Genomic DNA, 22,192 nt, shown 5'->3' with positions numbered 1-22,192 from the left:
CTTAACGCTTCAACGCCCGCGCAGAAGCAATGACGTGATTGGGTGCGACAAAAGAAGCACTCCATAGAGAGCAACTATTACGGAAGGCGGACTCACGTAAAAAAGGCAGACTTATCCCGATTACTCTGCATGAGACAGAGCAGAATCAGCAGTTGCAATTATTTGCATTGCTTTCTCAATCGGGAATAAATTAGCACACGTGACCCTCCAATCTGTAATATATTGTCATAGTATCATATTGGGCATAAACTATCCACAAATTCCTTAGGACTATCGCTCATTGGATGTTAAATGTATAATTGTAGAATAAATACAGCGAACCCGCACCCCGACCTGCAAGAGCGTTCTTAGGCCGGGGTGTTCGTGTTTTATAAGGAGGGGAGAGCCGCGTGAAGATAGTCGAACTGAATGCGAAGAAGCTGGTAGGAATACGCGTAGTATGCCCAAGTGATCAGTATGTCAGCGAGATTCCCAGAGCTGCGGTACAGCTCAGAGAAAGACTAGGCGAGATCGAAGAAGTAGTTAATCCCGCTAGACTGATCGGGGCTTTCGTAGCTGGGGATTTTTCCGAGGAGGAGGATGGCTACTGGGTCTGTGTTGAGGTGGATGAAATGAAGGAAGTTCCTGCCGGCATGGTCTCCATCGTAGTCCCCGGACAGAAATATGCGGTGCTGAGGCATACGGGGCCTAATACGGAAATAAGCAACTCATATAAGAAGCTGCATCAATAACAGTAATATGAATTTGTTGGCACGGACAATTCGAGCTGGAAAATTAGTTAGGAGAGATCACGATGAGCGGACAAATTGTTCAGGGGTACGATTACAACATTTGGGCGAACGAGAGAGTGATTCAGCATCTTCGCACGCTGCCGGAGGAATTATTCCTAACAGAAGTGAATCTGGGCTTCAAATCGATGGCAGAAGTCTTGGGGCATCTTGCTTCGGCCGACGAAGTCTGGCTTGCCCGGATCAAGGAAGAAGAACCTCCATCCCTAGCGGCAAAAGCATTCAGCAATATCGAGCAAGCGAGCAAACACATAACCGGTCTGCAGTCGCGGATTCGCCAACATTTGACCACGATCAGCGATTTCGAGAAGAGGGTGACTTATAGAAATACCATGGGCCAAGAGTTCCAAAATTCGATATCAGAGATCATTCAACATGTCGTAAACCACGGAACCTATCACAGGGGGAATATTACTACAATTCTAAGATACTTAGGGCATCGTGGAATAATGACGGATTATATCGCTTTTTTAAGGGGAAAATGACTAGCTGAGCGGCTGCATTAATGGATGCAGACAATCAGCTTTGAAAGACTCCTTGGAGTAGGACACAGTTAAATGAATTCCGGAGGTCGGTTGAAACCATCACAATTACCTATCATAACCATAAGAAATCTGTAATTGATCATAGATTACGTTCGCTCCTATACTGTAACTAAGTAGCAAGGCTACATAATTTCAGAGGAGATGATCGTAATGTCACAAGCGGTTTTTTATCATGCGGGTTGTCCGATTTGCGTGGATGCGGAGCAGGTTGTGCTCAGGTATCTTGACGAATCTAAAATCACTACGGAGATCGTACATCTGGGTACGGTTCGGAATCGCATTGAAGAAGCGGAGAGTGCCGGGGTTCAATCCGTTCCTGCTTTGGTGATTGACGGAAATGTGTATCACATCAACTATGGCGCGAGCCTGGAGGATGTCAAAAAAGGTTAATGTGCAAAAAAAGGAGGTGCCTGCTTAGGCGCCTTTTCCTTTTACATATCAGCTTTTATCTAACCATGTTTGCATGTAAAATGGATACGAGAATGAACATGGAAGGTACGAATAGCTATGATATTTGATCCCCAGCACCGCAAAGACAATCGTTCAGCCCGCGTTAGCATGGCTCTTTTCCGGATGTCGCAGGCCATCAAAAAGGTGACGCAGGCAGAAAGTGATGCGCTGGGATTGTCGCCCGTACAGATTCAAGCGCTGCTGTTTGCGGCATATACCCGAAGCGATGTAGCTACCGTGGGCAACTTTGCAGATGCCATCGGTACGACCCATGTAACTGCGGTGAAGATCATCAATGGATTGCTCAGAAAAGGGCTGGTGACCAAAGCACAAAAGCCCGAGGATCGCCGAGTGACCTTGCTCAATTTGACTGCAGAAGGCAAGGTCATCGTTTCGCAGCTGAACCATTGGGGGCACTCCCTGGAAGAAGCGCTCTGTTCTATATCGGATGAAGCTTTGGCGGATTTCGAGCTAGGACTCGGCGCTATCATTTCAGCCATGCAACAACGCGGCCAGCTTGTGGTTGCTGAACCCTGCTTGGGCTGTGTACATTTTCATCCGAATGCCGGTTATGCCGAAGCACCTCATTATTGCGGGCTTATCCAAAAATATCTTACCCACGAAGGCTCTCTCCAAGAATGCCCCGAACATACTCCTTCCATCGAAGTCTAAAAGAAACAGGCCGAGCTTCGCTTTCCTCCTGCCTTTTACAGGACTTCACTCCTTCTTAATCATAGGAATACCCTATCGAAATGATATAAATTATTGAATTGAACAATCAATTCCTGCGCCCTATACTAGAGCGAAATACGGATACCGTCTCCTGAAAGGAATTGAACAAGAATTATGGTTCATCACCGTACCCCCTTATTTACTGCTTTAACCGAGCATGCCAAGCGCAATCCAATTCCGTTCCATATACCCGGCCACAAAAAAGGCGAGGGCATGGAAAACGGGTTCAAAACCTTCTTGGGCGACAATGCCTTGTCCATTGATCTGATCAATATTGCGCCTCTGGATGATTTGCACCAGCCCACCGGTGTAATTGATGAAGCACAGCGCTTGGCTGCGTATGCTTTTGGTGCGGATTACTCTTTGTTTTCCGTGCAGGGTACAAGTACCGCGATTATGACGATGATCATGTCGGTTTGCGGCCCGGGCGATAAAATTATCGTGCCGCGCAACCTGCATAAGTCGATTTTATCGGCGATTATTTTTGCGGGAGCCAAGCCGATCTTCGTTACCCCGGAGCGGGATGCAGATTGGGGCATCGATCACGGCATTTCCGTTCGCTCAGTCAAGAAAGCGATCGAAAGGCATCCGGATGCCAAGGCCGTACTGGTGATCAATCCGACGTATTTTGGGGTATGCACGAATTTAAAGGCGATCGTTGATCTGGCCCACCATTATGGAATACCCGTACTAGTCGACGAGGCGCATGGATCGCTGCTGCATTTTCACGACAAGCTCCCGCTGTCGGCGATGCAGGCCGGCGCAGATTTGGCGGCGACAAGCATGCACAAGCTTGGCGGATCATTGACCCAGAGTTCGCTTCTCCATATCAAGAAGGGCATTGTTCAACTGGAAAAAGTGCAGGCGATGTTCAGTATGCTGACAACGACCTCCACTTCGTATATTCTGTTGGCTTCCTTGGATGCGGCGCGCAAGCAGCTCGCCCTGCAAGGCCGCGAAATGTCGGACAAAGCGATTCGTTTGGCGGAGTACGCCAGAAGCCAAATCAATGAAATTCCCGGCCTGTCTTCCTTCGGGAGAGAGATTTTGTGGACGGATGCGGCGTTTGATTTCGATCCTACCAAGCTTACGGTGCATGTTCGGGAGCTTGGAATGACCGGATATGATGCGGAGCATTGGCTGCGAGATCATTACAACATTGAAGTGGAGCTGAGCGATTTATACAATATCCTGTGCTTAATCACGCCGGGCGACTCGAAAGAAACCATAGACTGCCTACTGAACGCTTTAGCCGAGCTCGCTAACGAGCACTACAAGCAACAAGCGGATCTTCAAGCTCTGTATGTAAAATTACCCGAGATTCCGCAGCTGGCCTTAACGCCGAGAGACGCTTTTTACGGGGATGTCGAGCTTATACCGCTCGGCCAGTCCGCTGGTCGCATCATTGCAGAGTCCATCTATATTTATCCTCCGGGCATTCCTATTTTGCTGCCGGGGGAAGTGATTGCACAGCAGCATATCCGTTACATTCTGGAGCATTTGAAGGTCGGTCTTCCTGTAAAGGGCCCCGAGGATTTGACGGTGCAAAACGTTAAAGTTGTGGTCGAAGTGAAGGCCATTTTTTAAAGGGAGGAATAGGGAATGGAACACTTGAGCAAACAAGATCCGGCTATAGCCAAAGCGATTCAGCAGGAACTGGAACGACAGCGTGACAAAATTGAACTGATTGCTTCGGAGAATTTTGTCAGTGAAGCGGTGATGGGGGCGATGGGCACTGTTTTAACCAATAAATATGCGGAAGGCTACCCTGGAAAAAGATTTTACGGCGGATGTCAGTACGTGGACAGGGTAGAGGATTTGGCCAGGCAAAGAGTGAAGGAGCTGTTCGGGGCAGAGCATGCCAACGTGCAGCCCCATTCGGGAGCACAGGCCAATATGGCCGTTTATTTTGCCGCTGTAAACGCCGGGGATACGATTCTTGGCATGAATCTGTCGCATGGCGGCCACTTGACGCATGGAAGTCCCGTAAATGCTTCTGGTAAATTATACAATTTCATTCCATATGGAGTTAATGCTCAGACCTCTCGCATTGATTTTGATGAGGTGCGAAAGCTGGCGCATAAACACAAGCCGCGCATGATTGTCGTAGGGGCAAGCGCCTATCCGCGTACAATTGATTTCGAGCCTTTTGCCCAGATTGCTGAAGAAGTAGGCGCGCTGTTCCTTGTAGACATGGCTCACATTGCGGGGATCGTTGCAGCAGGCTTGCATCCGAATCCCGTGCCCCACGCCCATTTTGTGACAACGACCACCCATAAGACGCTGCGCGGGCCGAGAGGCGGGGTGATTTTATGCAAGGAATCGTGGGCGCAGGCCATTGATAAAGCAGTCTTTCCAACGACGCAGGGCGGCCCGCTGATGCATATGATTGCCGCTAAGGCTGTCGCTTTCGAGGAAAATGCCGGAGCTGAGTTCAGAACATACATGGAACGAGTCTTGCAGAACGCTAAAATATTGGCGGAGGCTTTAATGGCAGAAGGCCTGCACGCCGTTTCCGGAGGAACGGACAATCATCTCATTCTTCTGGATCTTCGGAATATTGAGCTGACCGGCAAAGAGGCCCAGCAACTTTTGGATGAAATTGGAATTACCGTCAATAAGAACACTATTCCTTTTGATCCTACAAGCCCGCTTGTCACGAGCGGGATTCGGCTCGGAACTCCTGCGGCTACAACAAGAGGCATGGGTCCGGAGGAAATGAAGGAGATTGCCGGTATCATTGCGACCGCTTTGAAGCATCCGCATCATTCGGCGGTTCGCGAGCAATTGAAGGGCAAGGTACAGGAAATTACCGCGCGGTTCTCTTTATATGAGACAACAATGAGCTGAAGGAGGAGCAGCGATGACATCCAGCATCAGAAGGAAGGATTCATACTCCAGAGCAGCCTTCGCTGAGGCCAGGAGCGTGATCCCTGGAGGGGTAAACAGCCCGGTTCGCGCCTTTTCATCAGTCGGCTTGCCCCCTGTGTTCATCGCAGGCGGACAAGGCTCGCACGTGTTCGATATCGATGGAAATGAGTTCATAGATTATATCGGCTCATGGGGGCCGTTAATCCTGGGGCATGCTCATCCGGAGGTTGTCGAGGCGATAGGAAAAGCGGCGGCTCAAGGAACAAGCTTTGGCTTGCCCACAGAAATTGAAACGAAAATGGCCAAGCTCATCACGGGAAGCGTTTCGTCTATGGAGATGGTGCGCATGGTGAACTCCGGCACGGAAGCTACAATGAGTGCCCTGCGCTTAGCCAGAGGATATACGAAGCGGAACAAAATTGTGAAGTTTCAAGGAGGCTACCACGGGCATGCCGATGCTTTGCTCATTAAATCCGGCTCAGGGGTGGCGACCTTCGGCTTGCCGGATAGCCCGGGAATTCCTGAAGGTGTCGCCGCAAGTACAATTACAATGCCTTATAACAGTATCGCTAGCATTCGTCATGCATTCGAGCAATTTGGCGAACAAATCGCTGCGGTCATCGTTGAGCCAGTGGCCGGGAATATGGGGGTTGTGCCGCCTTTGCCCGGTTTCCTTCAAGGGTTAAGGGAGATTACCGCACAGTACGGCAGCCTGCTGATCTTCGATGAGGTCATGTCGGGATTCCGCGTAAGCTATCAGGGGGCGCAAGGGCTGTACGGAATCGAGCCGGATCTTACCTGCCTTGGAAAAGTGATTGGCGGAGGTCTCCCGGTAGGCGCTTATGGCGGCAAGCATGAAATTATGCAGCAGATGGCTCCTGCCGGGCCCATCTATCAAGCCGGAACGTTATCGGGTAATCCACTCGCCATGGCGGCTGGATATACAACTTTGCAATTGCTTGGGCAGCCTGGATTCTATGAGGAGTTGGAAAGAAAAGCGGCTCGGCTGGCGGAAGGTTTTATACGAAATGCCAAAATGGCAGGGATTCCCCTCAAGATCAACAGGGTAGGCTCGATGCTGTCTGCTTTTTTTACGGAACATGATGTCGTGGATTATGAGACAGCTCAACGTTCGAATATGCGGCTGTTTAAACAGTACTATGCAGCGATGCTGGATCGTGGCATTTTGACAGCGCCTACCCCCTATGAAGTCATGTTCGTATCGGCTGCGCATTCGGATGAGGATATCGAGGCTACGATCAAAGCCCATTTCGAGGCATTACAAGCGATCAAGGAGTGATGCGGTTTGAATATGCCAGAGCCTATTGACAACGGCGTTCTGTTTCCGGCCTACACGAAATACCCCGTTTCGCTGATCAAAGGGAATGGAAGCCGGCTTTGGGATGACCAAGGCAAAGAATATTTGGACTTTATGTCAGGAATTGCGGTATGTAATTTGGGACATGTGCCCTTAAAAATAAAACGAAGAATACAGGAACAGCTTGAACAAGTGTGGCATGTATCCAACCTGTTCCATATTCCGAACCAGCAGAAGCTGGCACAAATGCTTACCGCTCACAGCTGTGCGGATCTCGTCTTCTTTTGCAATAGCGGGGCAGAAGCCAATGAGGCTGCAATCAAATGTGCCAGAAGATATCACCAGCGGGTGCTTGGCAATGGCAGATACGAAATCATCACGTTCGAAAAATCCTTTCACGGGCGCACGATGGCCACATTGACCGCGACGGGGCAGGATAAGGTCAAGGATGGATTTTTTCCGCTGCCGGAGGGATTTGCCTATGCAAGATATAACGATATTCAATCGGTAGAAGATAGGATCACGGAGCGAACCGCGGCGATCATGCTTGAACTGGTACAGGGAGAAGGTGGCGTCTATGCCGCGGATCCCGAGTTTGTGACTCGGCTCTCCGTTCTATGCAAGGAGCGAGGGCTGCTGCTTATGATCGATGAGGTGCAGACGGGGATGGGGCGAACGGGGAAGCTGTTTGCTTACGAGCATTATGACATCGAACCGGATATCATCACGCTTGCCAAAGGGCTGGCCAGCGGATTTCCTATCGGAGCAATGATGGGGAAGAAGAAGCTTCGCGACGCTTTCTCCCCAGGAAGCCATGCGTCGACATTCGGAGGCGCCCCGCTTGCGGCGGCGGCTGGCCTGGCTACGCTGGAGACGATACTCGAGGAACGATTATGTGAACGAGCGGAACAGATGGGCGCATATGCTTTGCAAAGGCTGCAGGAGCAGCTTCAGTCTTATTCTATCGTTCAATCCGTAAGGGGCCTCGGTCTGTTGATCGGCATTGAATGCCGCGAACCGATTGCCCCCGTCATTCAGGAGCTGCTGCTGCAGGGACTATTGGTATTGTCAGCAGGTACTCACGTGATTCGTTTTATGCCTAGCTTATATATTTCAAAGGAAGAAATTGACCAGGCCGTGGACATTGTCACCACCGTTCTGGAGAGGCATTAATCCATATGTTTGCTTTTAATCGTAGTAATCAATTGCTCCATAAACACCCGGCTGGCCGCGCATAAATATTTATTTTTCCGATAGACGACCCCGATTTGTGTCGTAGGAACCGGGTTCTGAATCGGAATTGTTTGAATATGCGGATTTCCTATGTAGTCGAGGTAACCTTTCGGTAGAATTGTGACGCCGAGGCCTTGAACGACCATATTAATGATCGACTCCATCGTTGTCATTTCCATAACGGGCTGCGGCGCGAAGGCAAGGGCGCGGCATTGCTCATTAATGAGCTGGCGCAGAAAATATGAGTTTGGCAATAATACACTTGGCGTCTCTTTAAGAATATCAAGCGTCACGAAAGACCTCTGAGCAATGGGATGATCTACAGGCACGGCAAGGGCAAGATTTTCTTTAAAGAGGGGGATGGTCTCCAGATCATCATGCTCCATCGGTAAATATACAATGCCCAAATCGAGTTCATTTTCCAGTAGTCCGTTGTAAATATCTCCAGTTCGCAGACCGAGCACAGACAGCTCGACGTTAGGATAGCTGCGGTGGAAGCCGATCACGGTTGGGGGGAGCAAGTAATTGACTACTGTCAGCAGCGCGCCGATTTTCAATGTACCTCTTTTCAATCCTTGGATTTCGCTGATCGCGGCACGTGCCTGGGATAGTTCATGAAACACATTGTAGCTATGGTGCAGCAAGGTTTTGCCCGCTTCGGTAATGACGGTTTTCTTACCGATGCGATCGAACAGGGGCGTGCCGATTTCGTGCTCCAGTAAACGAATTTGCTGGCTTAGCGAGGGTTGGGCGATACCCAGCTTCTCCGCGGCGCGGGTAAAATGCAGCTCGTGGCATACGGCCATGAAATACTCCAATTGCCTGAGTTCCATGAATCTTCCTCCTTGAAAAGCCTATTTACAAATAATAATAGGTTATTACTATTATTTTAAGATAAACGATATGAAATATCTATACATTAAAAGGAGAATGGAGATGAAACAAGTCTATAACTTTAACGCTGGGCCCGCAGGATTGCCTGGGGAAGTGATGCATCAAGCACAGGAGGAACTCCTTGACCTGCAGGGCACCGGTCTATCTGTTCTGGAAATTTCGCATAGGAGCAAGGAATATGAACAAATTAACGACGAAACCCAACAACTGCTACAAGAGCTTCTTCACATTCCCTCGGGTTATGAAGTGATGTTTGTGCAGGGAGGGGCAAGCATGCAGTTTGCCATGGTGCCGATAAATTTCTTGCCAGCCGGGCGTGTGGCAAGCTACATCCACAGCGGGACGTGGTCGGGCAAGGCCATAGCGGAGGCGAGAAAAATAGGTGATACGGCAATTGCGGCAAGCTCGGAGGCGGATCATTTTACGAAGCTTCCAGATTTGCATAGAATAAATCTTCATCCTGAAACAGCCTATGTTCACCTTACTTCCAATGAAACGATAGCGGGAACCCAATACCATAGCTTCGCCGATACAGGGGAAGTTCCGCTGATTGCAGATATGTCCAGTGATATTTTGTCTCGTCCGGTTGATGTATCTAACTTTGCATTTATCTATGCCGGTGCTCAGAAGAACCTAGGCCCCTCTGGGGTTACTGTTGTGATCGCTGAGCGTGAGCTGCTGAGCAGAATTCCTGCACATATCCCAGATATTATGAATTATCGGATTCATGCGAACAGCGGCTCGCTGTATAACACACCGCCTGTATTTGCCGTGTACATAGTTAATCTTGTGCTGAAATGGATTCGGAATAACGGCGGAGCAAAAGGCATGGAACAGCGCAACCGGCTTAAAGCCGACTTGTTGTATAGCACGATCGACCAAAGTGGTGGTTTTTATAGCGGGCTGGCACATAAGGACAGTCGTTCGCTGATGAATGCGACGTTTCGCGTGATGAATGATGAATTGGAACTGCAATTTTTACAAGAAGCGCAACAGAACGGCTTTGTGGGATTAAAGGGCCATCGGGATGCCGGGCATTTGCGGGCTTCTCTCTATAATGCTGTTACGTATGAGCAGTGCAAAGCGTTGGCAGATTTCATGGCGGACTTTCAACAGCGCTTTGGATAGAAAATAAATTTGCTAATCTGAAATTTCGGCCTTCATTGTCGGGGTTTCAATTTGGGTGCGTGGCATGGCTGTGCACTGGTGAACTAAATAAGTTTAGAAACTTGAAAACATGGAGGAATGAGAGATGGAAACAGGGACGAACCGAGTCAAACGGGGAATGGCGGAAATGCAAAAAGGCGGCGTCATCATGGACGTGATGAATGCTGAGCAGGCCAAAATTGCGGAAGCAGCTGGAGCTACTGCCGTGATGGCGCTGGAAAGAGTGCCGGCAGACATCCGTGCGGCAGGCGGAGTTGCACGCATGGCCGATCCGGTTGTTGTCGAGCAGGTGATGAGGGCTGTGTCTATCCCCGTGATGGCGAAGGCGCGCATCGGTCACTATGTAGAAGCGAGAGTACTTGAAGCCCTGGGCGTGGACTATATTGACGAAAGTGAAGTGTTAACGCCCGCCGATGATATTTTTCATATCGACAAAAATGAGTTTACGATCCCATTCGTATGCGGGGCCAGGGATTTGGGAGAGGCCTTGCGCCGCATCGGAGAGGGGGCATCGATGATTCGCACCAAAGGGGAGCCGGGAACGGGGAATATTGTCGAGGCAGTACGCCATATGCGCATGATGCTTGGGCAAATACGTAAAGTGCAGGGAATGAGCAAGGATGAGCTCATGGTAGAGGCCAAGCAGCTCAGCGCACCTTATGAATTATTGCTGCAGATCAGGGATACGGGAAGATTACCGGTCGTTAACTTTGCTGCCGGAGGGGTGGCTACTCCCGCTGATGCGGCTTTAATGATGACATTAGGGGCCGACGGCGTGTTTGTTGGATCGGGAATTTTCAAATCGGAGCAGCCGGAGAAATTTGCCCGGGCCATTGTGGAGGCAACGACGAATTATACCGATTTTAAGCGGATTGCAGAAATATCCAAAAACCTGGGAGCCCCGATGAAAGGTTTAGAAATCTCGAAGCTAGAGGCAGGAGACCGCATGCAGGAACGTGGTATATAATAGATAAGAGACAGTTAATTCTTGAATTCAAAGTCGGAAACGGAAGTGATCCCTCGTGGGGCAGGGTGAAATTATATCCATCAATGTAGGCAAGCCGATACAGGTGCAATTTAACAATAAGGAAATTTCGACAGGCATCTTCAAGAGGCCAAGTGATGAGCCGCTGTTCCTGTCCTGGCTCAACTTCGAGGGGGATGGTCAGGCAGATCTTGTTCACCACGGAGGTAGGGAGAAGGCCGTTTGTGTGTACCCTTACGAGCATTATCCCTTTTGGGAGAAGGAATTGGGCCGGGCATTAGAATACAGTGCATTCGGCGAAAATTTAACAACGCGGGGTTTGCTGGAGACCGAGATTTGCATTGGCGATATTTTTCAGCTGGGAGAAGCGGTGGTGCAGGTAAGCCAGCCAAGGCAGCCTTGTTTTAAACTATCCGTAAAATACGGGGCCCCTGACATGCCGTTAAAAGTACAGGAAACCGGGTATACCGGCTTTTATTTCCGCGTGCTCCAGGAAGGACTCGTATCGAGGCTGGATGGGCTGCATTTGATCGACAGACATCCGAAAGCAATTACGGTATCTTACGCCAACAAGATCATGCATCGCGAAAAGAATAATCTTGAAGGAATAGCCAAGATTCTTGAAGTCGAGGAACTCTCGGACAACTGGAGAAAGACATTGACCAAGCGACTTGAAGGAAACGAGACGGATACTAGGGAAAGACTAACGGGCGAAAGGCAATAAGTTTTTCGTGATATATAAACTCTACTCAAATCGCAATTATTTGAATTTCGGAAACGGGGAACCACTTTTTGGTATTTATATCTTTAAAGTGCTATAGTAATCTTTAAATCAGAAATTTCTATGCTTATGTCTTTACGCATATCAGGGCTATCGCCATGGAAGGATCGGATGTATAATCGTGGAAAGAAGCTCGCGTAACAACGCCTCAGCCTAAGATAAGAGCGATCTTAAGGCTGGGGCGTTTTTGTGATGATGGAAGGTTAATTTGGTATATGGAGGTGATCGTTGTTGGAGCAGGTGGGCCAGGGAAGAACAGCAGATATATTCGTTGCCGGTGATAACAAGGTTCTCAAGCTTTATAAGAAGGGCTTTCCGATTGAAGCGATTCATGAGGAGTATGAGGTTAGCCAGTATGTGCATGACCTGGGCATCAATGTCCCGAGGGCCTTTGAAATGATCGAGAGGGACGGAAGGCTGGGGATTATTTTTGAACGGGTTCCAGGTACCTCTCTGCTTCATTTGATGACACGGAGACCTCTGCGGATCAGGCGGTTTTCAAGGACGTTAGCCGCCCTCCATCATCATGTGCATGTCCATTCCGTTGCGGATTTGAGCAGGAATCATAAAGAGATACTCGCTCATAATATTCAATCTGCTCCGCTCCTAACCGATGCCGAAAAGTCGAAGATTATTCATCAACTGCAAGGCTTGCCCGAGGATCATAAGCTCTGCCACGGAGATTATCATCCCGACAATGTGTTAGTAACGGATCCAAATAATAGCTGCGTAATTGATTGGATGACTGGAATGGCTGGCCACCCGCTGGGCGACCTCGCCAGGTCCGTACTTCTGTTGACTTATGGCACATTGCCAGAAGGGACTCCCAAAACGAAAGGCCTCCTTATCAATTTCTTTAGAAAACGCATCAAAAATGAATATGTCAGGCATTACTTGAAGCTGGCGAACAAAGATTATGCCGAGGTAGATCCATGGATACTGCCGGTAGCTGCCGCGAGACTTTCGGATGGGATACCTGATGAAGAGAAAAATGCATTATTACTAGAGATCAAAGCAAGATTGAAGACAATTACATAGAAAATGGAGGTAAAGCTATGGCTAATCCAATACATAACCGCGTAGATACGATCTTTATTCATGTAAGCGATTTAAAGAGGGCCGCTCAGTGGTACAGCAAGCTTCTGAGTCTAGAAGTCGAGGTTGGGGAATTTCCAGGCCCGATTTATACTTTGCCTATGGGGGAAGGGCGTCCAGGTTTGACGCTGGACAATCATTGTTTGGACGAGATATATCAATTTACGCCATCCAATCAGCCTTTATTTAATTTAAGCTGTGAAAATATTCATGAGGCCTATCAGCATGTACAGAGTTTAGGCGCGGAAATCGTTACTGAAATTCAGACCTTTCCCGACCTGGCGGAATTTTCATTCAAAGATCCTGACGGGAACATCATCATGGTGTGTACTTGTTTTAGCTAGCAAGAAAGAAAGGATAGAATCATGCCCTATAATATTGAGGACAAGTTTGTAATTGCAGTCGCTTCGAGCGCGTTGTTTGATTTAAGCGAATCGGATCGCGTATTTCAGGAACACGGAGAAGATGCCTATAGAAAATATCAGCGGGAAAATGAGCAAGTCGTTCTTGAAACAGGAGTCGCATATCCTCTAATCAAAAGACTGCTTAGCATCAATACAGATGAACCAGAGGATCAGCCGGTCGAGGTCGTATTGCTGTCCCGTAATGATCCGGATACCGGGCTTCGCGTATTTAAATCGATAGAACATTACCAGCTCCCTATTAGCCGAGCAGTATTCATCGCAGGCAGTAATCCTTTTGAATACATGGAGGCCTTCAATGCGTCGATTTTCTTGTCAGGGAATCCTGATGATGTAAAGGAAGCGGTCGAACGTGGGTTTCCGGCAGGCTGCATTTATCCAACGGACTATATTGACAATGACGAGGATCGGGAGCTTAGGATCGCATTTGATTTTGATGGAGTTATCGCTGATGATTCAGCGGAATCTGTCTTCCAACAGGGCGGACAATTGGCATTGTTCCATGATCACGAACGATTAAATGCCGGGGAGTCGCTTCCTCCGGGGCCGTTGTTGAAGTTTTTTCAAGAGATATCCAAATTGCAAAAAAGAATTTTAGAGAAGTATCCAACTAACGTGAAAGACAAGCCTCGAATAAGAATCGCGATTGCCACGGCTAGGAATGCCCCTGCTCATGAGAGAGTGATTACGACGCTGAGAAATTTGGATATTAGAGTGGACGAAGCTTTTTTTCTAGGCGGAATCGATAAAGGCAGAGTATTGCGAATATTTAAACCCCATATATTCTTTGATGATCAGGTTGGTCACATCGAGGGTGTTGCCAGAATTGTGCCATCTGTTCATGTCCCGTTTGGAATAACGAATATGGGCAGGGAGAGCGTTTCGGAGAAGTACCTGCATTGTAAAACAACCGCTAAACAAGGAGCAGAACATGAACCTCTTTAAAAATCCTTGTAATGATCGGGAATTTTCTATTTTCGGATTTCATGCTGGATTTTCTCCTTCAGGCCAACATCTGTTGATCATGGGATCGGGGGGGAGCGTTGGTATATTCTCGCTCCATCTAACATAATTCACCGCGCTTCAGGCCGGTTAGGTCAGCAGCTTTGTCATTACACCTCAGATCAGCATTCTCATCGATTTGTATTAGGCGTCTTGTTTCTGCTCGAGCGTCCTGCCGAATTGCCATGAGGATGGAGCCAGATTCATCAGATGCTATAGCTATTACGTGCTCACGCTGTTCATGTTCATCTCGTTGTCCGCTTTGTTTTTGGCTAGTGGTGGAATTCGTTTTAAATTAAATAGTACGCTTCAATACTTTGTGCAGGCAGCTGTATAATTATGGAACAATCGTTGGAGTAGGGATAAAGGGGAAGCTAACTGTATTTCATGCATTTAATTTAGTTCAACGGGAATAGTTTTTCGAACTAGATGTATTTCATCCATCTAAAACCTCCTATTTCACCTTCAAAACCTATAATCGTTCATTTTAAATGTAAGAAATCCAGTTAGTCATAGCTCCTGAAGTGGAAAGTCTAATTTTAACTGCAACAAATACAGGTTAGTTAACGAATCTCACGATCGCTATTTGAATAAAAATAACCTCAGGCAAAATGTAACGAAGCTGGGTAACGTTATTTCGTCCTTTACTGCTCCAAACGGAAGATAAACGGCAAATAGAGTGTCTGAGATTCGTTATACCTGGGTGAGAAGCGTTAATCTGGGAGCAAGTCGATTTTGTTATAGGGGGAATTCAGTGACGGTAACCATTCGTCTTCAAAGCAAGTCCTTCCCGTTACGAACCTCTCATGATTTCTCTTGGCTGGACAGCATGGGAGAGGTGTTCGCAGTATTTCACGAGCAGGATTCCGGCAACATTTCATTTGGGGTTAGGCAGGAAGATGGCCGCAAACTTTTTGTGAAGTATGCCGGGGCAGAAACGGTGCATTATCAGGGGGATATTATGGAGGCCGTTCAGCGGCTGCAGCAGGCGATGACTGTCTATGCAGATTTGACGCACCGAAGTTTGATTAACCTAGTGAACCATTTCGCCACGAAAGATGGATATGCGGCTGTGTTTGATTGGATTGAGGGAGAGAACCTTCATCCGCATTGGTCCTTCCCGCCTCCGGCGAAGTACACGGATCCTGCATCGCCGTTTTACCGATATAGACAGCTACCAGTGGATCGGCGGTTGGCTTCCTTGGATGAGATTTATGCCTTTCATGCTGCCGTTGAGCAGAAGGGATACGTGGCCGTTGATTTTTATGACGGCAGCATCATGTATGATTTCGAGTCAGACTCTACTAGGATCTGTGACATTGACTTTTATCGGAAAGGGCCCTTTACCAATCACATGGGCAGGATGTGGGGGTCTGCCAGATTTATGTCCCCGGAGGAATTTGAAAAGGGGGCTGCGATCGATGGAATAACCAACGTGTTCAACATGGGGGCCACGGCTTTTGTGCTGCTTGGCGGAGGGCTGAATCGAGACTTTTCGAAATGGGAGGCTAGCCCAGAGCTGTACGAGGTATCCTTGAAGGCTGTTGAGCCGGATCGGCAGCAGCGGTACTCATCCGTAGCAGAGTTTTACGAAGCTTGGAAGCACTTTTTTTGAAATATATGATAACTAGGAAGCAAGGAACTCTAACGGTTGCCACAGTCGTTAATCCGTCGAAAAAGAGCGCTAAGGAATTTTAACGGTTGTAATCCACGTTATTCAAGCCGAAATCGTCGCAACATTTAAAAAGTGTTAGAATAGCCGCATATACAACCGTTAGATATCAACCAAGTGAATACTCCGCGAAATAACATCGATAGCAATCGTTAGATAACGTCAAACTGCCAGGTGGTAATCGTAAATCGTTAGGTATCATCGGTATCATCAATCGACAGGCGACAGCCGAAAACGGCAGAGCTTAACGACTGGGAGACGGGGGAGTGGCTAGTTGAAAATGGGGGGAGAGTGAAACTTTAATAGGATTGGAGTGAATCCGCATAGCATCTGGCGCCGGTACTTACCGGCGTCATTTTTGTGTTGCTGTGATATGACCGTTGAAGTAGTTTACTGTTTTCTCCGGGGTAAATTACCGCTTTATTATCGGAACGACAAATAAAGATTAAAACACGACATCAATTAAACAGACAATTAATTTGAACCTAATATTCTACGCATACTCGCCCCCTATACTAATTCTAGAAGGAGGGAAGCCAATGGAATTGGTATCGAGCATAAAGCAAATGAGGCAGCAGATTGCGACCAAGCAAAAAACATCTAAATTTACGCGAAGGCAAGCATGGATCGGAATCGCTTACGCGCTGCCGGCCTTGCTGCTGTTATTCATCTTTCGTTTTTGGCCGCTTGTATTCGGGGCTTGGATCAGCTTATGGAAATGGGGATTCGTACCGGAGAAGTTCATTGGCCTGAGCAATTTTTCCAAGATCTTCACCGAAGGTCTGATATATAAGGATATGCTGCTGGGATGGCAGCTTGGTCCGGTAGGCAACAGCTTGATGGTCACAGTCTATTACGCAATAGGAACGATCCCGATATCTATATTCCTGTCCTTTCTATTAGCTTTTTATTTGTTTCAAAAAATCAAAGGCAGGGGCATATTGCGGACGATTTTCTTCATTCCCTATATAACTTCTCAGGTCGCCGCTGGATTTGTGTTCAAATGGATTTTCCATTCGAATGTCGGCATTGCGAATGCCGGTTTGGAGCGCGTTGGATTACAGCCGCAGAACTGGCTGTCGGATCCAGACCCAATACTGGTTCACATCGCCCGGATGTTCGGGGGACAATGGCCGGCCTATATTCCGACGGGTTTTGCCGGGCCGTCTTATGCACTGATCGTCATTATGCTGTTTACGATATGGGCGAGCGTGGGGTTCAATATCGTCATCTTTCTGGCCGGCATGAGCAACGTCTCGCCGGAATTGTACGAGGCCGCCAACATCGACGGCGCCGGAACGCTAAAAATCATGCGCCATGTCACATGGCCGCTATTGTCTCCGATGGTGTTCCTCCTTTCGATCATATCGGTAATCGGATCTTTCGAAGCGTTTAACGCCTTTTACGTCATTAGCGGCGGGGATGGCGGTCCGCTTGGTACAACGATGTCTTTGCCGCTATATATTTTTAGAGCCTTCTATGTGCATGGCCAGGTCGGCTATGCCTCGGCGGTATCGATGTTCCTGTTCGTCATCATATTATCGCTGACTTGGATTCAATACAAATACGGGGAGAAAAGAGTGCATTACCTGCGCTAATAAGGAGGGCAGCATGATGAAAGTTGAACGGTTCAATTACGCCCGGCTCTATTACCGGATCTCCTGGACAGTCGTTACGATCATTGTCCTGGCCATAGCTGCGCTTGCGCTGTTTCCGTTCGTATGGATGATTCTAACCTCGCTAAAGAGCGCAGAGGAGATTAATATGATGCCGCCGGTCTTTTTTCCGAAGGAGCTGATGTTCAGCAATTATGAAGCGGCTTGGATGAAGCCGGAGTCCACCTTCGGCCGGTACTTCTGGAATACGATCATCGTTGCTGTTTTGGGGACGGCGCTTCAACTGATCATATGCATTCCGATTGCCTATTCTATTTCGCATTTCTCATTCAAAGGCAGAGGACTCATCTTCATGCTCGTTGTAGCGACGATGATGATTCCCTACGATATCACTTTAGTTCCGAATTTCGTTACGCTGCGGCATATTCCGTTTGCGGGCGGCAATGATTGGATGGGCACGGGTGGAAAGGGCTTCTATGACAGTTATATGGGAATCATGGTGCCTTTCTTGGCGGATGCGTTCTCTATATTCTTGCTAAGGCAAGCCTTTCTGTCTGTCCCGAAAGACTACTGGGAAGCTTCGCAGGTCGATGGAATGTCCAGCTTTCGCTATTTGTATTCCGTCCTTCTGCCGCTCTCGAGCTCCAGCTTAATTACCGCAGGCTTGCTGAGCTTCATCGGCAAATGGAATGCTGTATCCTGGCCGCTGATCATTACTTCTACGGAAGCGATTCGCCCGCTGCAGGTGGGATTGCTCTACTTCGTCAGTGAGAACGGATCGAATTATCATCAATTGATGGCTGCCGCGACGTTTACCGTATTGCCGATCGTATTGCTATACTTTGCAGCTCAGAAGTGGTTTCATTCGGGGATTGCGGCTTCAGGAATCAAAGGCTGAACAGAAGAGGAGACGACAGCGGTGGAATGGATAAACAATATTCAAGTACTTGTGCTGGATATGGACGGCACCTTATATCAGGATGAGAGCTTCATCGAACCTTATCTATCTTATTTGTTTCAAGGCCATGGCGGCAATTCCGGTGTGTCGATGTGGCAGCGTGAGGCTGAGTCGATTCTGGCCGGCAAGCATACGCTAAAGATCGGCCATTTCTTCAGTAGATCCCTTAAGTCAGGCGTAGAGTACCGTAATGGAGAAATAGCTGGCTTATATGACTGGGAAGGAAAAAAGATAGAACCATCGGGCGCCTCCTTGGATATCATTCGCGATATCCAATATATCGGAGATGCTTGGGGAGTTGTGGGCGCCATAGCCGACTATGCCGATGTGCCGGCTTCCGTACGAACGCAAGCCTTTATGAGCATTCGCCGCGATATGATTTCGACATTAAATTGCGTCAAGCCTCACGATGGAGTAGCTGCAGCGCTGCGAGGGTTAAAGTCGGTTCGCCATAAACTGCTGATGACCAACTCCCCCAAAGAGGCTGCTCAGGATTTTGTCGAAAGGCTTGGTCTGGACAATGTTTTCGATGCGGTCATCTATGGCGGGAACAAGCCCCAAGGATTAGCTGACTATCTGCAGGAATACATCAACGGGAACGGGATTTTCCCAGACCAAATCGTTTCCATTGGCGATAATGCCTGGAACGATCTGTATCCAGTTAAGAAAATGGGGGGCCGCACGATATGGATATCGCCGTACGAAACCTTTGATAAGGAGAAATGGGATCTTCGGCTTCGTACGTTGGATGACCTGGAGGATTTTCTAGTGAAATTGGAGGAACGCTTGGCAGTTCATCCATAAAAATAAAGGAGGCATTACCCTTGAACGATCAGGATCAAATCACGTTTTACAGCGGCATGAACACGATAGGCGGCGTTCAAATCGTATATGGCTATAAGGAGTTGGGATTCGTGTTCGACCTGGGACTTCCCATGGGCGGATTGTTCAATGAATATGTGAAGACGAAGCCTCCTCTAGGAGCGCGCCACTATATGCTGACCCGTTCGACTCCGCCCCTGCTTAATTTATATTCTCCGGAGGCGATGGAGGGTCTGACGATGGAGCAGCTCCAGGAAATATGGAAACGTCAAGAGCTGCCGCAATATCCCAATCTGAAGGTATTCATCAGCCATATCCATCAAGACCATATGGCGCTTCTGCCTTATATTGCGGAGGACACACCCATCTATATGAGCAAAGATGCTTATGCCGTGTATCGGGCTGTCGTCGCTTCAGGCGAGTACGGAGATACGAAGGGCCGCATCATTCCGCTGGAAGATCTTCAAGAGATTGCGCTGGACGAGGAAGGAAAAGTGCGGCTTACCATCATCGAGGTGGATCATGATACGCCGGGTTGTTCGGGGTTCATCTTGAAGACCGCTTCCGGAACGAAGATCGGCTTCACAGCGGATTGGCGCCGCCATGGCAGACATTCGCACCGTATGGATCGCTTTATCGAGCTGTGCCGGAATGAAGGGGTTGAAGTATTGATTACTGAAGGCACGCGGCTGCGTCCGAACACCTTGTTCCGCCAGCCTGAGGATCGGCTTGAGACGGATGTTGCCGTTCGCTACCGGGACGTAATCGAACAGGCAGCGGGCCTCGTCTACGTTAATATTCTAGGGAGGAATGTGGAGCGGGTCGCCGATTTCATTCTTGCAACCAAGGAGGCTGGGCGTACGCTTGTTATGGATGCAAGCACGGCTGTGCTGTGGTATGAGGCCACTCGCATCGGCATTGCGGCATTGGCAGGGAATGCGGCGTTGACGCTGGCTGAAGAGGTAATTCGCGTATTGCCGACGCTGAACTCGCTATCCGTAGACAGCAGTATTGTTCTGCCGTATAAGACGATTTCGCTATCCGAAGTTACTGCCAACAAGGCGCAATACTGTGTGTACCTTCCGTATAATCAGCTGCCGCTGATGGCTGAACTGGAATGTCTGGGCGATCGTTCGCAGATCTCGCATTACGTCCATGCCGACGGCAATCCGCTAACAGCGAATGATGAGACGCTGCACCGCTGGCTAACAGAATTCGGCGTTCAATATCATTATTTCGCGACAGGCGGCCATGCCGCTCCGCAAGAAATCAGCGATTTGACGGCAAGGATCCAGCCGAAGGTTGTGATTCCGCTTCACAGCGTTCATCCGACATTATTCGATAGCAGAAGCATCCCCCGTTTTTATCCGGTTTACGGAGAAACGGTTCAAATAGACAAGCTGTTAGCCCACAAATAGGAGGAGTAGAGAACATGCCGTTCAATCATACGATTCAAAGATTTTTATCTGTAGTGGCGGTTATTCTTGTGATGTCCATAGTTACGGTAGCTTGCGGAGGGAGTCAAGCAAGCAATACAAGCTCAGAAGGTTCCAGCGCTGCTGGTGCCAATGCGAGTTCGGCGGAAAAGCCGGCAGGCAATGACATTGAGCTGGGCAAGAACGGGCCGGTAAAAATTGATTTCTGGCATATTCAAGCTAGCATTTACGGGGATGCGGTCAAAGAAATCGTTGCGCAATTTAATAAAGAGTATGAAGGAAAAATCATCGTTAATGAAGTCTTTCAGGGTTCTTATACGGAGTTGAACCAGAAGCTGCGAGCCGCGCTCCAAGGAGGCGGGCTGCCAGCGGTAGCCATGGCCAACGAGGGCGATGTGCTGCAATATATGAAAGCGGACCAGATCGTCCCGCTGGACACCTACATCAACGATCCTCAGTACGGATTAACGCAAACGGAAATCGATGACATTCTCCCAGCGGTCTTGGATCGTCAACGCATTCCGGCCTATGAAGGCAAGACGATGAGCTGGCCTCACGGCAACAGCTCAACCGGGATCTACTATAACACCGACATTCTTAAACAAGCGGGTTATGATGCTCCGGCCAAATCATGGAAAGAGTTCGAGCAGCAGGCCCTCGACATCTATAAGAAAACCGGCGTTCCAGCGCTTGTCATCGGCAATGGCACAGGATATGGTTCCCATGGTTTTAACTTCATGACCTCATTGAGCACATATGGAATCGATCCGATTAGTCCTGATCTGTCCGGCGTCAATTTCGATAATCCCCAAGCCGTGGAGCTGCTGACCGTATATAAGAACCTGCTCGATCAGAAGGCCATCCTGGTCGCCGAGGATACGGAGCAAGAATTCACGAATGGCCGCGCCGCCATGGAAATTGGCACAACGGCCAGAACGACCTCCAAGCTGGAATTGATTGGCGATAAGTTCGGGTGGGGAATCACAATTATCCCGCAAGGGGACCCAAGCAACCCAACAACGAATATTGGCGGCGGAAATCAGGTACTGTTCAAGACCAAGCCTGAGCAGGAGCTTGCTGGCTGGTTATTCTTGAAATATTTTGCAGGTCCGGAAGGGCAAGCGATCTATGGAGCCAAAACCGGTTACTTCCCGGCTACTCTGTCTTCCCAGGATGTCGACGTATTGAAGCAGGATTACGAGGCCAATCCTCAAAAGGAACAAGCCTTCAAAGAGGTGTTTCCTCACGGGAAAGCTCCTGTCGCTACGGCTGCCGGAAGCATGATCCAGGACGCGGTGAATACGGCGATTATGAATGTTTACTCGAACAAAGTCTCGCCAGCAGACTCACTGAAGAGTCTTCAGGCAGAAGCGACAAAGCTGCTGGAAGAGCACAAATAAGATCG

General features: G+C 48.7%; 21 protein-coding genes. 20 read left to right on the top strand and 1 reads right to left on the bottom strand.

The genetic code is table 11. From position 1 onward, the window contains the following. Window positions 1–389: 389 nt before the first annotated feature. The 8 genes from GNP95_RS22260 (at window position 390) to GNP95_RS22225 (ending at window position 7,877) form a co-directional block, all read left to right on the top strand. Window positions 390–731 (top strand): GyrI-like domain-containing protein, encoded by a 342-nt coding sequence (locus tag GNP95_RS22260; RefSeq protein ID WP_330163570.1) that lies wholly within the window; start codon window positions 390–392, stop codon window positions 729–731. 62 nt (window positions 732–793) lie between these two features. Next, window positions 794–1,273 (top strand): DinB family protein, encoded by a 480-nt coding sequence (locus GNP95_RS22255; protein ID WP_155613032.1) that lies wholly within the window; start codon window positions 794–796, stop codon window positions 1,271–1,273. A 210-nt stretch (window positions 1,274–1,483) separates the two neighbouring features. Continuing rightward, complete coding sequence (locus GNP95_RS22250) at window positions 1,484–1,723, top strand: thioredoxin family protein (protein WP_155613031.1); 240 nt, start codon at window positions 1,484–1,486, stop codon at window positions 1,721–1,723. Between the two features lie 117 nt (window positions 1,724–1,840). Next, entirely contained in the window at window positions 1,841–2,455 is a 615-nt protein-coding gene (locus tag GNP95_RS22245; protein ID WP_155613030.1) for a MarR family winged helix-turn-helix transcriptional regulator, read from the top strand. 174 nt (window positions 2,456–2,629) lie between these two features. Beyond that, the gene (locus tag GNP95_RS22240) at window positions 2,630–4,102 is read left to right on the top strand and encodes an aminotransferase class I/II-fold pyridoxal phosphate-dependent enzyme (RefSeq protein WP_155613029.1); all 1,473 of its coding nucleotides are present in this window, start codon (window positions 2,630–2,632) and stop codon (window positions 4,100–4,102) included. 15 nt (window positions 4,103–4,117) lie between these two features. Beyond that, the gene (locus tag GNP95_RS22235; RefSeq protein ID WP_155613028.1) at window positions 4,118–5,365 is read left to right on the top strand and encodes a serine hydroxymethyltransferase; all 1,248 of its coding nucleotides are present in this window, start codon (window positions 4,118–4,120) and stop codon (window positions 5,363–5,365) included. 13 nt (window positions 5,366–5,378) lie between these two features. Beyond that, window positions 5,379–6,686, top strand: a complete 1,308-nt coding sequence (hemL, locus tag GNP95_RS22230) for a glutamate-1-semialdehyde 2,1-aminomutase (RefSeq protein ID WP_155613027.1) — start codon at window positions 5,379–5,381, stop codon at window positions 6,684–6,686. Between the two features lie 12 nt (window positions 6,687–6,698). Further along, complete coding sequence (locus tag GNP95_RS22225; protein ID WP_155613026.1) at window positions 6,699–7,877, top strand: acetylornithine transaminase; 1,179 nt, start codon at window positions 6,699–6,701, stop codon at window positions 7,875–7,877. Here GNP95_RS22225 and GNP95_RS22220 read toward each other — a convergent pair. Next, window positions 7,874–8,770, bottom strand: a complete 897-nt coding sequence (locus GNP95_RS22220) for a LysR family transcriptional regulator (RefSeq protein ID WP_155613025.1) — start codon at window positions 8,768–8,770, stop codon at window positions 7,874–7,876. The two genes, GNP95_RS22225 and GNP95_RS22220, sit on opposite strands and share 4 nt — an antisense overlap. Before the next feature lie 103 nt (window positions 8,771–8,873). On the opposite strand from GNP95_RS22220, the gene serC reads away from it, so the two are divergent. The 12 genes from serC (at window position 8,874) to GNP95_RS22160 (ending at window position 22,187) form a co-directional block, all read left to right on the top strand. Next, window positions 8,874–9,959: a 3-phosphoserine/phosphohydroxythreonine transaminase gene (gene serC, locus GNP95_RS22215; protein ID WP_196427285.1), complete on the top strand. Its 1,086-nt coding sequence runs from the start codon at window positions 8,874–8,876 to the stop codon at window positions 9,957–9,959. A 124-nt stretch (window positions 9,960–10,083) separates the two neighbouring features. Continuing rightward, complete coding sequence (gene pdxS / locus GNP95_RS22210) at window positions 10,084–10,965, top strand: pyridoxal 5'-phosphate synthase lyase subunit PdxS (RefSeq protein ID WP_155613023.1); 882 nt, start codon at window positions 10,084–10,086, stop codon at window positions 10,963–10,965. Between the two features lie 55 nt (window positions 10,966–11,020). Then, window positions 11,021–11,707 (top strand): MOSC domain-containing protein, encoded by a 687-nt coding sequence (locus GNP95_RS22205; protein WP_330163569.1) that lies wholly within the window; start codon window positions 11,021–11,023, stop codon window positions 11,705–11,707. Between the two features lie 285 nt (window positions 11,708–11,992). After that, window positions 11,993–12,802, top strand: a complete 810-nt coding sequence (locus tag GNP95_RS22200) for an aminoglycoside phosphotransferase family protein (protein WP_230873950.1) — start codon at window positions 11,993–11,995, stop codon at window positions 12,800–12,802. Window positions 12,803–12,819: 17 nt separating this feature from the next. After that, window positions 12,820–13,203 carry a VOC family protein gene (locus tag GNP95_RS22195; RefSeq protein ID WP_155613022.1) on the top strand — a complete coding sequence of 128 codons (384 nt, stop codon included), beginning with the start codon at window positions 12,820–12,822 and terminating at the stop codon, window positions 13,201–13,203. A gap of 21 nt (window positions 13,204–13,224) precedes the next feature. Beyond that, window positions 13,225–14,226 (top strand): 5'-nucleotidase, encoded by a 1,002-nt coding sequence (locus tag GNP95_RS22190; protein WP_155613021.1) that lies wholly within the window; start codon window positions 13,225–13,227, stop codon window positions 14,224–14,226. An 811-nt stretch (window positions 14,227–15,037) separates the two neighbouring features. Further along, on the top strand, window positions 15,038–15,898 hold the full coding sequence (locus GNP95_RS22185) for a protein kinase family protein (RefSeq protein WP_330163568.1): 861 nt from the start codon (window positions 15,038–15,040) through the stop codon (window positions 15,896–15,898). 596 nt (window positions 15,899–16,494) lie between these two features. Further along, the gene (locus tag GNP95_RS22180; RefSeq protein ID WP_155613020.1) at window positions 16,495–17,553 is read left to right on the top strand and encodes a carbohydrate ABC transporter permease; all 1,059 of its coding nucleotides are present in this window, start codon (window positions 16,495–16,497) and stop codon (window positions 17,551–17,553) included. A gap of 13 nt (window positions 17,554–17,566) precedes the next feature. Next, complete coding sequence (locus GNP95_RS22175; RefSeq protein ID WP_155613019.1) at window positions 17,567–18,469, top strand: carbohydrate ABC transporter permease; 903 nt, start codon at window positions 17,567–17,569, stop codon at window positions 18,467–18,469. Between the two features lie 21 nt (window positions 18,470–18,490). After that, on the top strand, window positions 18,491–19,333 hold the full coding sequence (locus GNP95_RS22170) for an HAD family hydrolase (protein WP_155613018.1): 843 nt from the start codon (window positions 18,491–18,493) through the stop codon (window positions 19,331–19,333). A 20-nt stretch (window positions 19,334–19,353) separates the two neighbouring features. Next, window positions 19,354–20,769 carry an MBL fold metallo-hydrolase gene (locus tag GNP95_RS22165; protein ID WP_155613017.1) on the top strand — a complete coding sequence of 472 codons (1,416 nt, stop codon included), beginning with the start codon at window positions 19,354–19,356 and terminating at the stop codon, window positions 20,767–20,769. Window positions 20,770–20,783: 14 nt separating this feature from the next. Further along, window positions 20,784–22,187, top strand: coding sequence for an ABC transporter substrate-binding protein (locus tag GNP95_RS22160; RefSeq protein WP_155613016.1), 1,404 nt, complete (start codon window positions 20,784–20,786; stop codon window positions 22,185–22,187). Window positions 22,188–22,192 lie beyond the last annotated feature (5 nt).

Origin of the sequence: Paenibacillus woosongensis, assembly GCF_009725165.1 — a bacterium.
Classification (GTDB): Bacteria; Bacillota; Bacilli; order Paenibacillales; family Paenibacillaceae; genus Fontibacillus; species Fontibacillus woosongensis.
The sequence above is the reverse complement of the archived record's forward strand: the minus strand, read 5'-3'. Positions and strand labels throughout refer to the sequence as shown.

Excerpts from the sequence above, each read along its gene's own strand:
- GNP95_RS22255 (WP_155613032.1), top strand. The coding sequence starts at position 794 with ATGAGCGGACAAATTGTTCAGGGGTACGATTACAACATTTGGGCGAAC.
- GNP95_RS22250 (WP_155613031.1), top strand. The coding sequence starts at position 1,484 with ATGTCACAAGCGGTTTTTTATCATGCGGGTTGTCCGATTTGCGTGGAT.
- GNP95_RS22245 (WP_155613030.1), top strand. The coding sequence starts at position 1,841 with ATGATATTTGATCCCCAGCACCGCAAAGACAATCGTTCAGCCCGCGTT.
- GNP95_RS22240 (WP_155613029.1), top strand. The coding sequence starts at position 2,630 with ATGGTTCATCACCGTACCCCCTTATTTACTGCTTTAACCGAGCATGCC.
- GNP95_RS22235 (WP_155613028.1), top strand. The coding sequence starts at position 4,118 with ATGGAACACTTGAGCAAACAAGATCCGGCTATAGCCAAAGCGATTCAG.
- hemL (WP_155613027.1), top strand. The coding sequence starts at position 5,379 with ATGACATCCAGCATCAGAAGGAAGGATTCATACTCCAGAGCAGCCTTC.
- GNP95_RS22225 (WP_155613026.1), top strand. The coding sequence starts at position 6,699 with ATGCCAGAGCCTATTGACAACGGCGTTCTGTTTCCGGCCTACACGAAA.
- GNP95_RS22220 (WP_155613025.1), bottom strand. The coding sequence starts at position 8,770 with ATGGAACTCAGGCAATTGGAGTATTTCATGGCCGTATGCCACGAGCTG.
- serC (WP_196427285.1), top strand. The coding sequence starts at position 8,874 with ATGAAACAAGTCTATAACTTTAACGCTGGGCCCGCAGGATTGCCTGGG.
- pdxS (WP_155613023.1), top strand. The coding sequence starts at position 10,084 with ATGGAAACAGGGACGAACCGAGTCAAACGGGGAATGGCGGAAATGCAA.
- GNP95_RS22195 (WP_155613022.1), top strand. The coding sequence starts at position 12,820 with ATGGCTAATCCAATACATAACCGCGTAGATACGATCTTTATTCATGTA.
- GNP95_RS22190 (WP_155613021.1), top strand. The coding sequence starts at position 13,225 with ATGCCCTATAATATTGAGGACAAGTTTGTAATTGCAGTCGCTTCGAGC.
- GNP95_RS22180 (WP_155613020.1), top strand. The coding sequence starts at position 16,495 with ATGGAATTGGTATCGAGCATAAAGCAAATGAGGCAGCAGATTGCGACC.
- GNP95_RS22175 (WP_155613019.1), top strand. The coding sequence starts at position 17,567 with ATGATGAAAGTTGAACGGTTCAATTACGCCCGGCTCTATTACCGGATC.
- GNP95_RS22160 (WP_155613016.1), top strand. The coding sequence starts at position 20,784 with ATGCCGTTCAATCATACGATTCAAAGATTTTTATCTGTAGTGGCGGTT.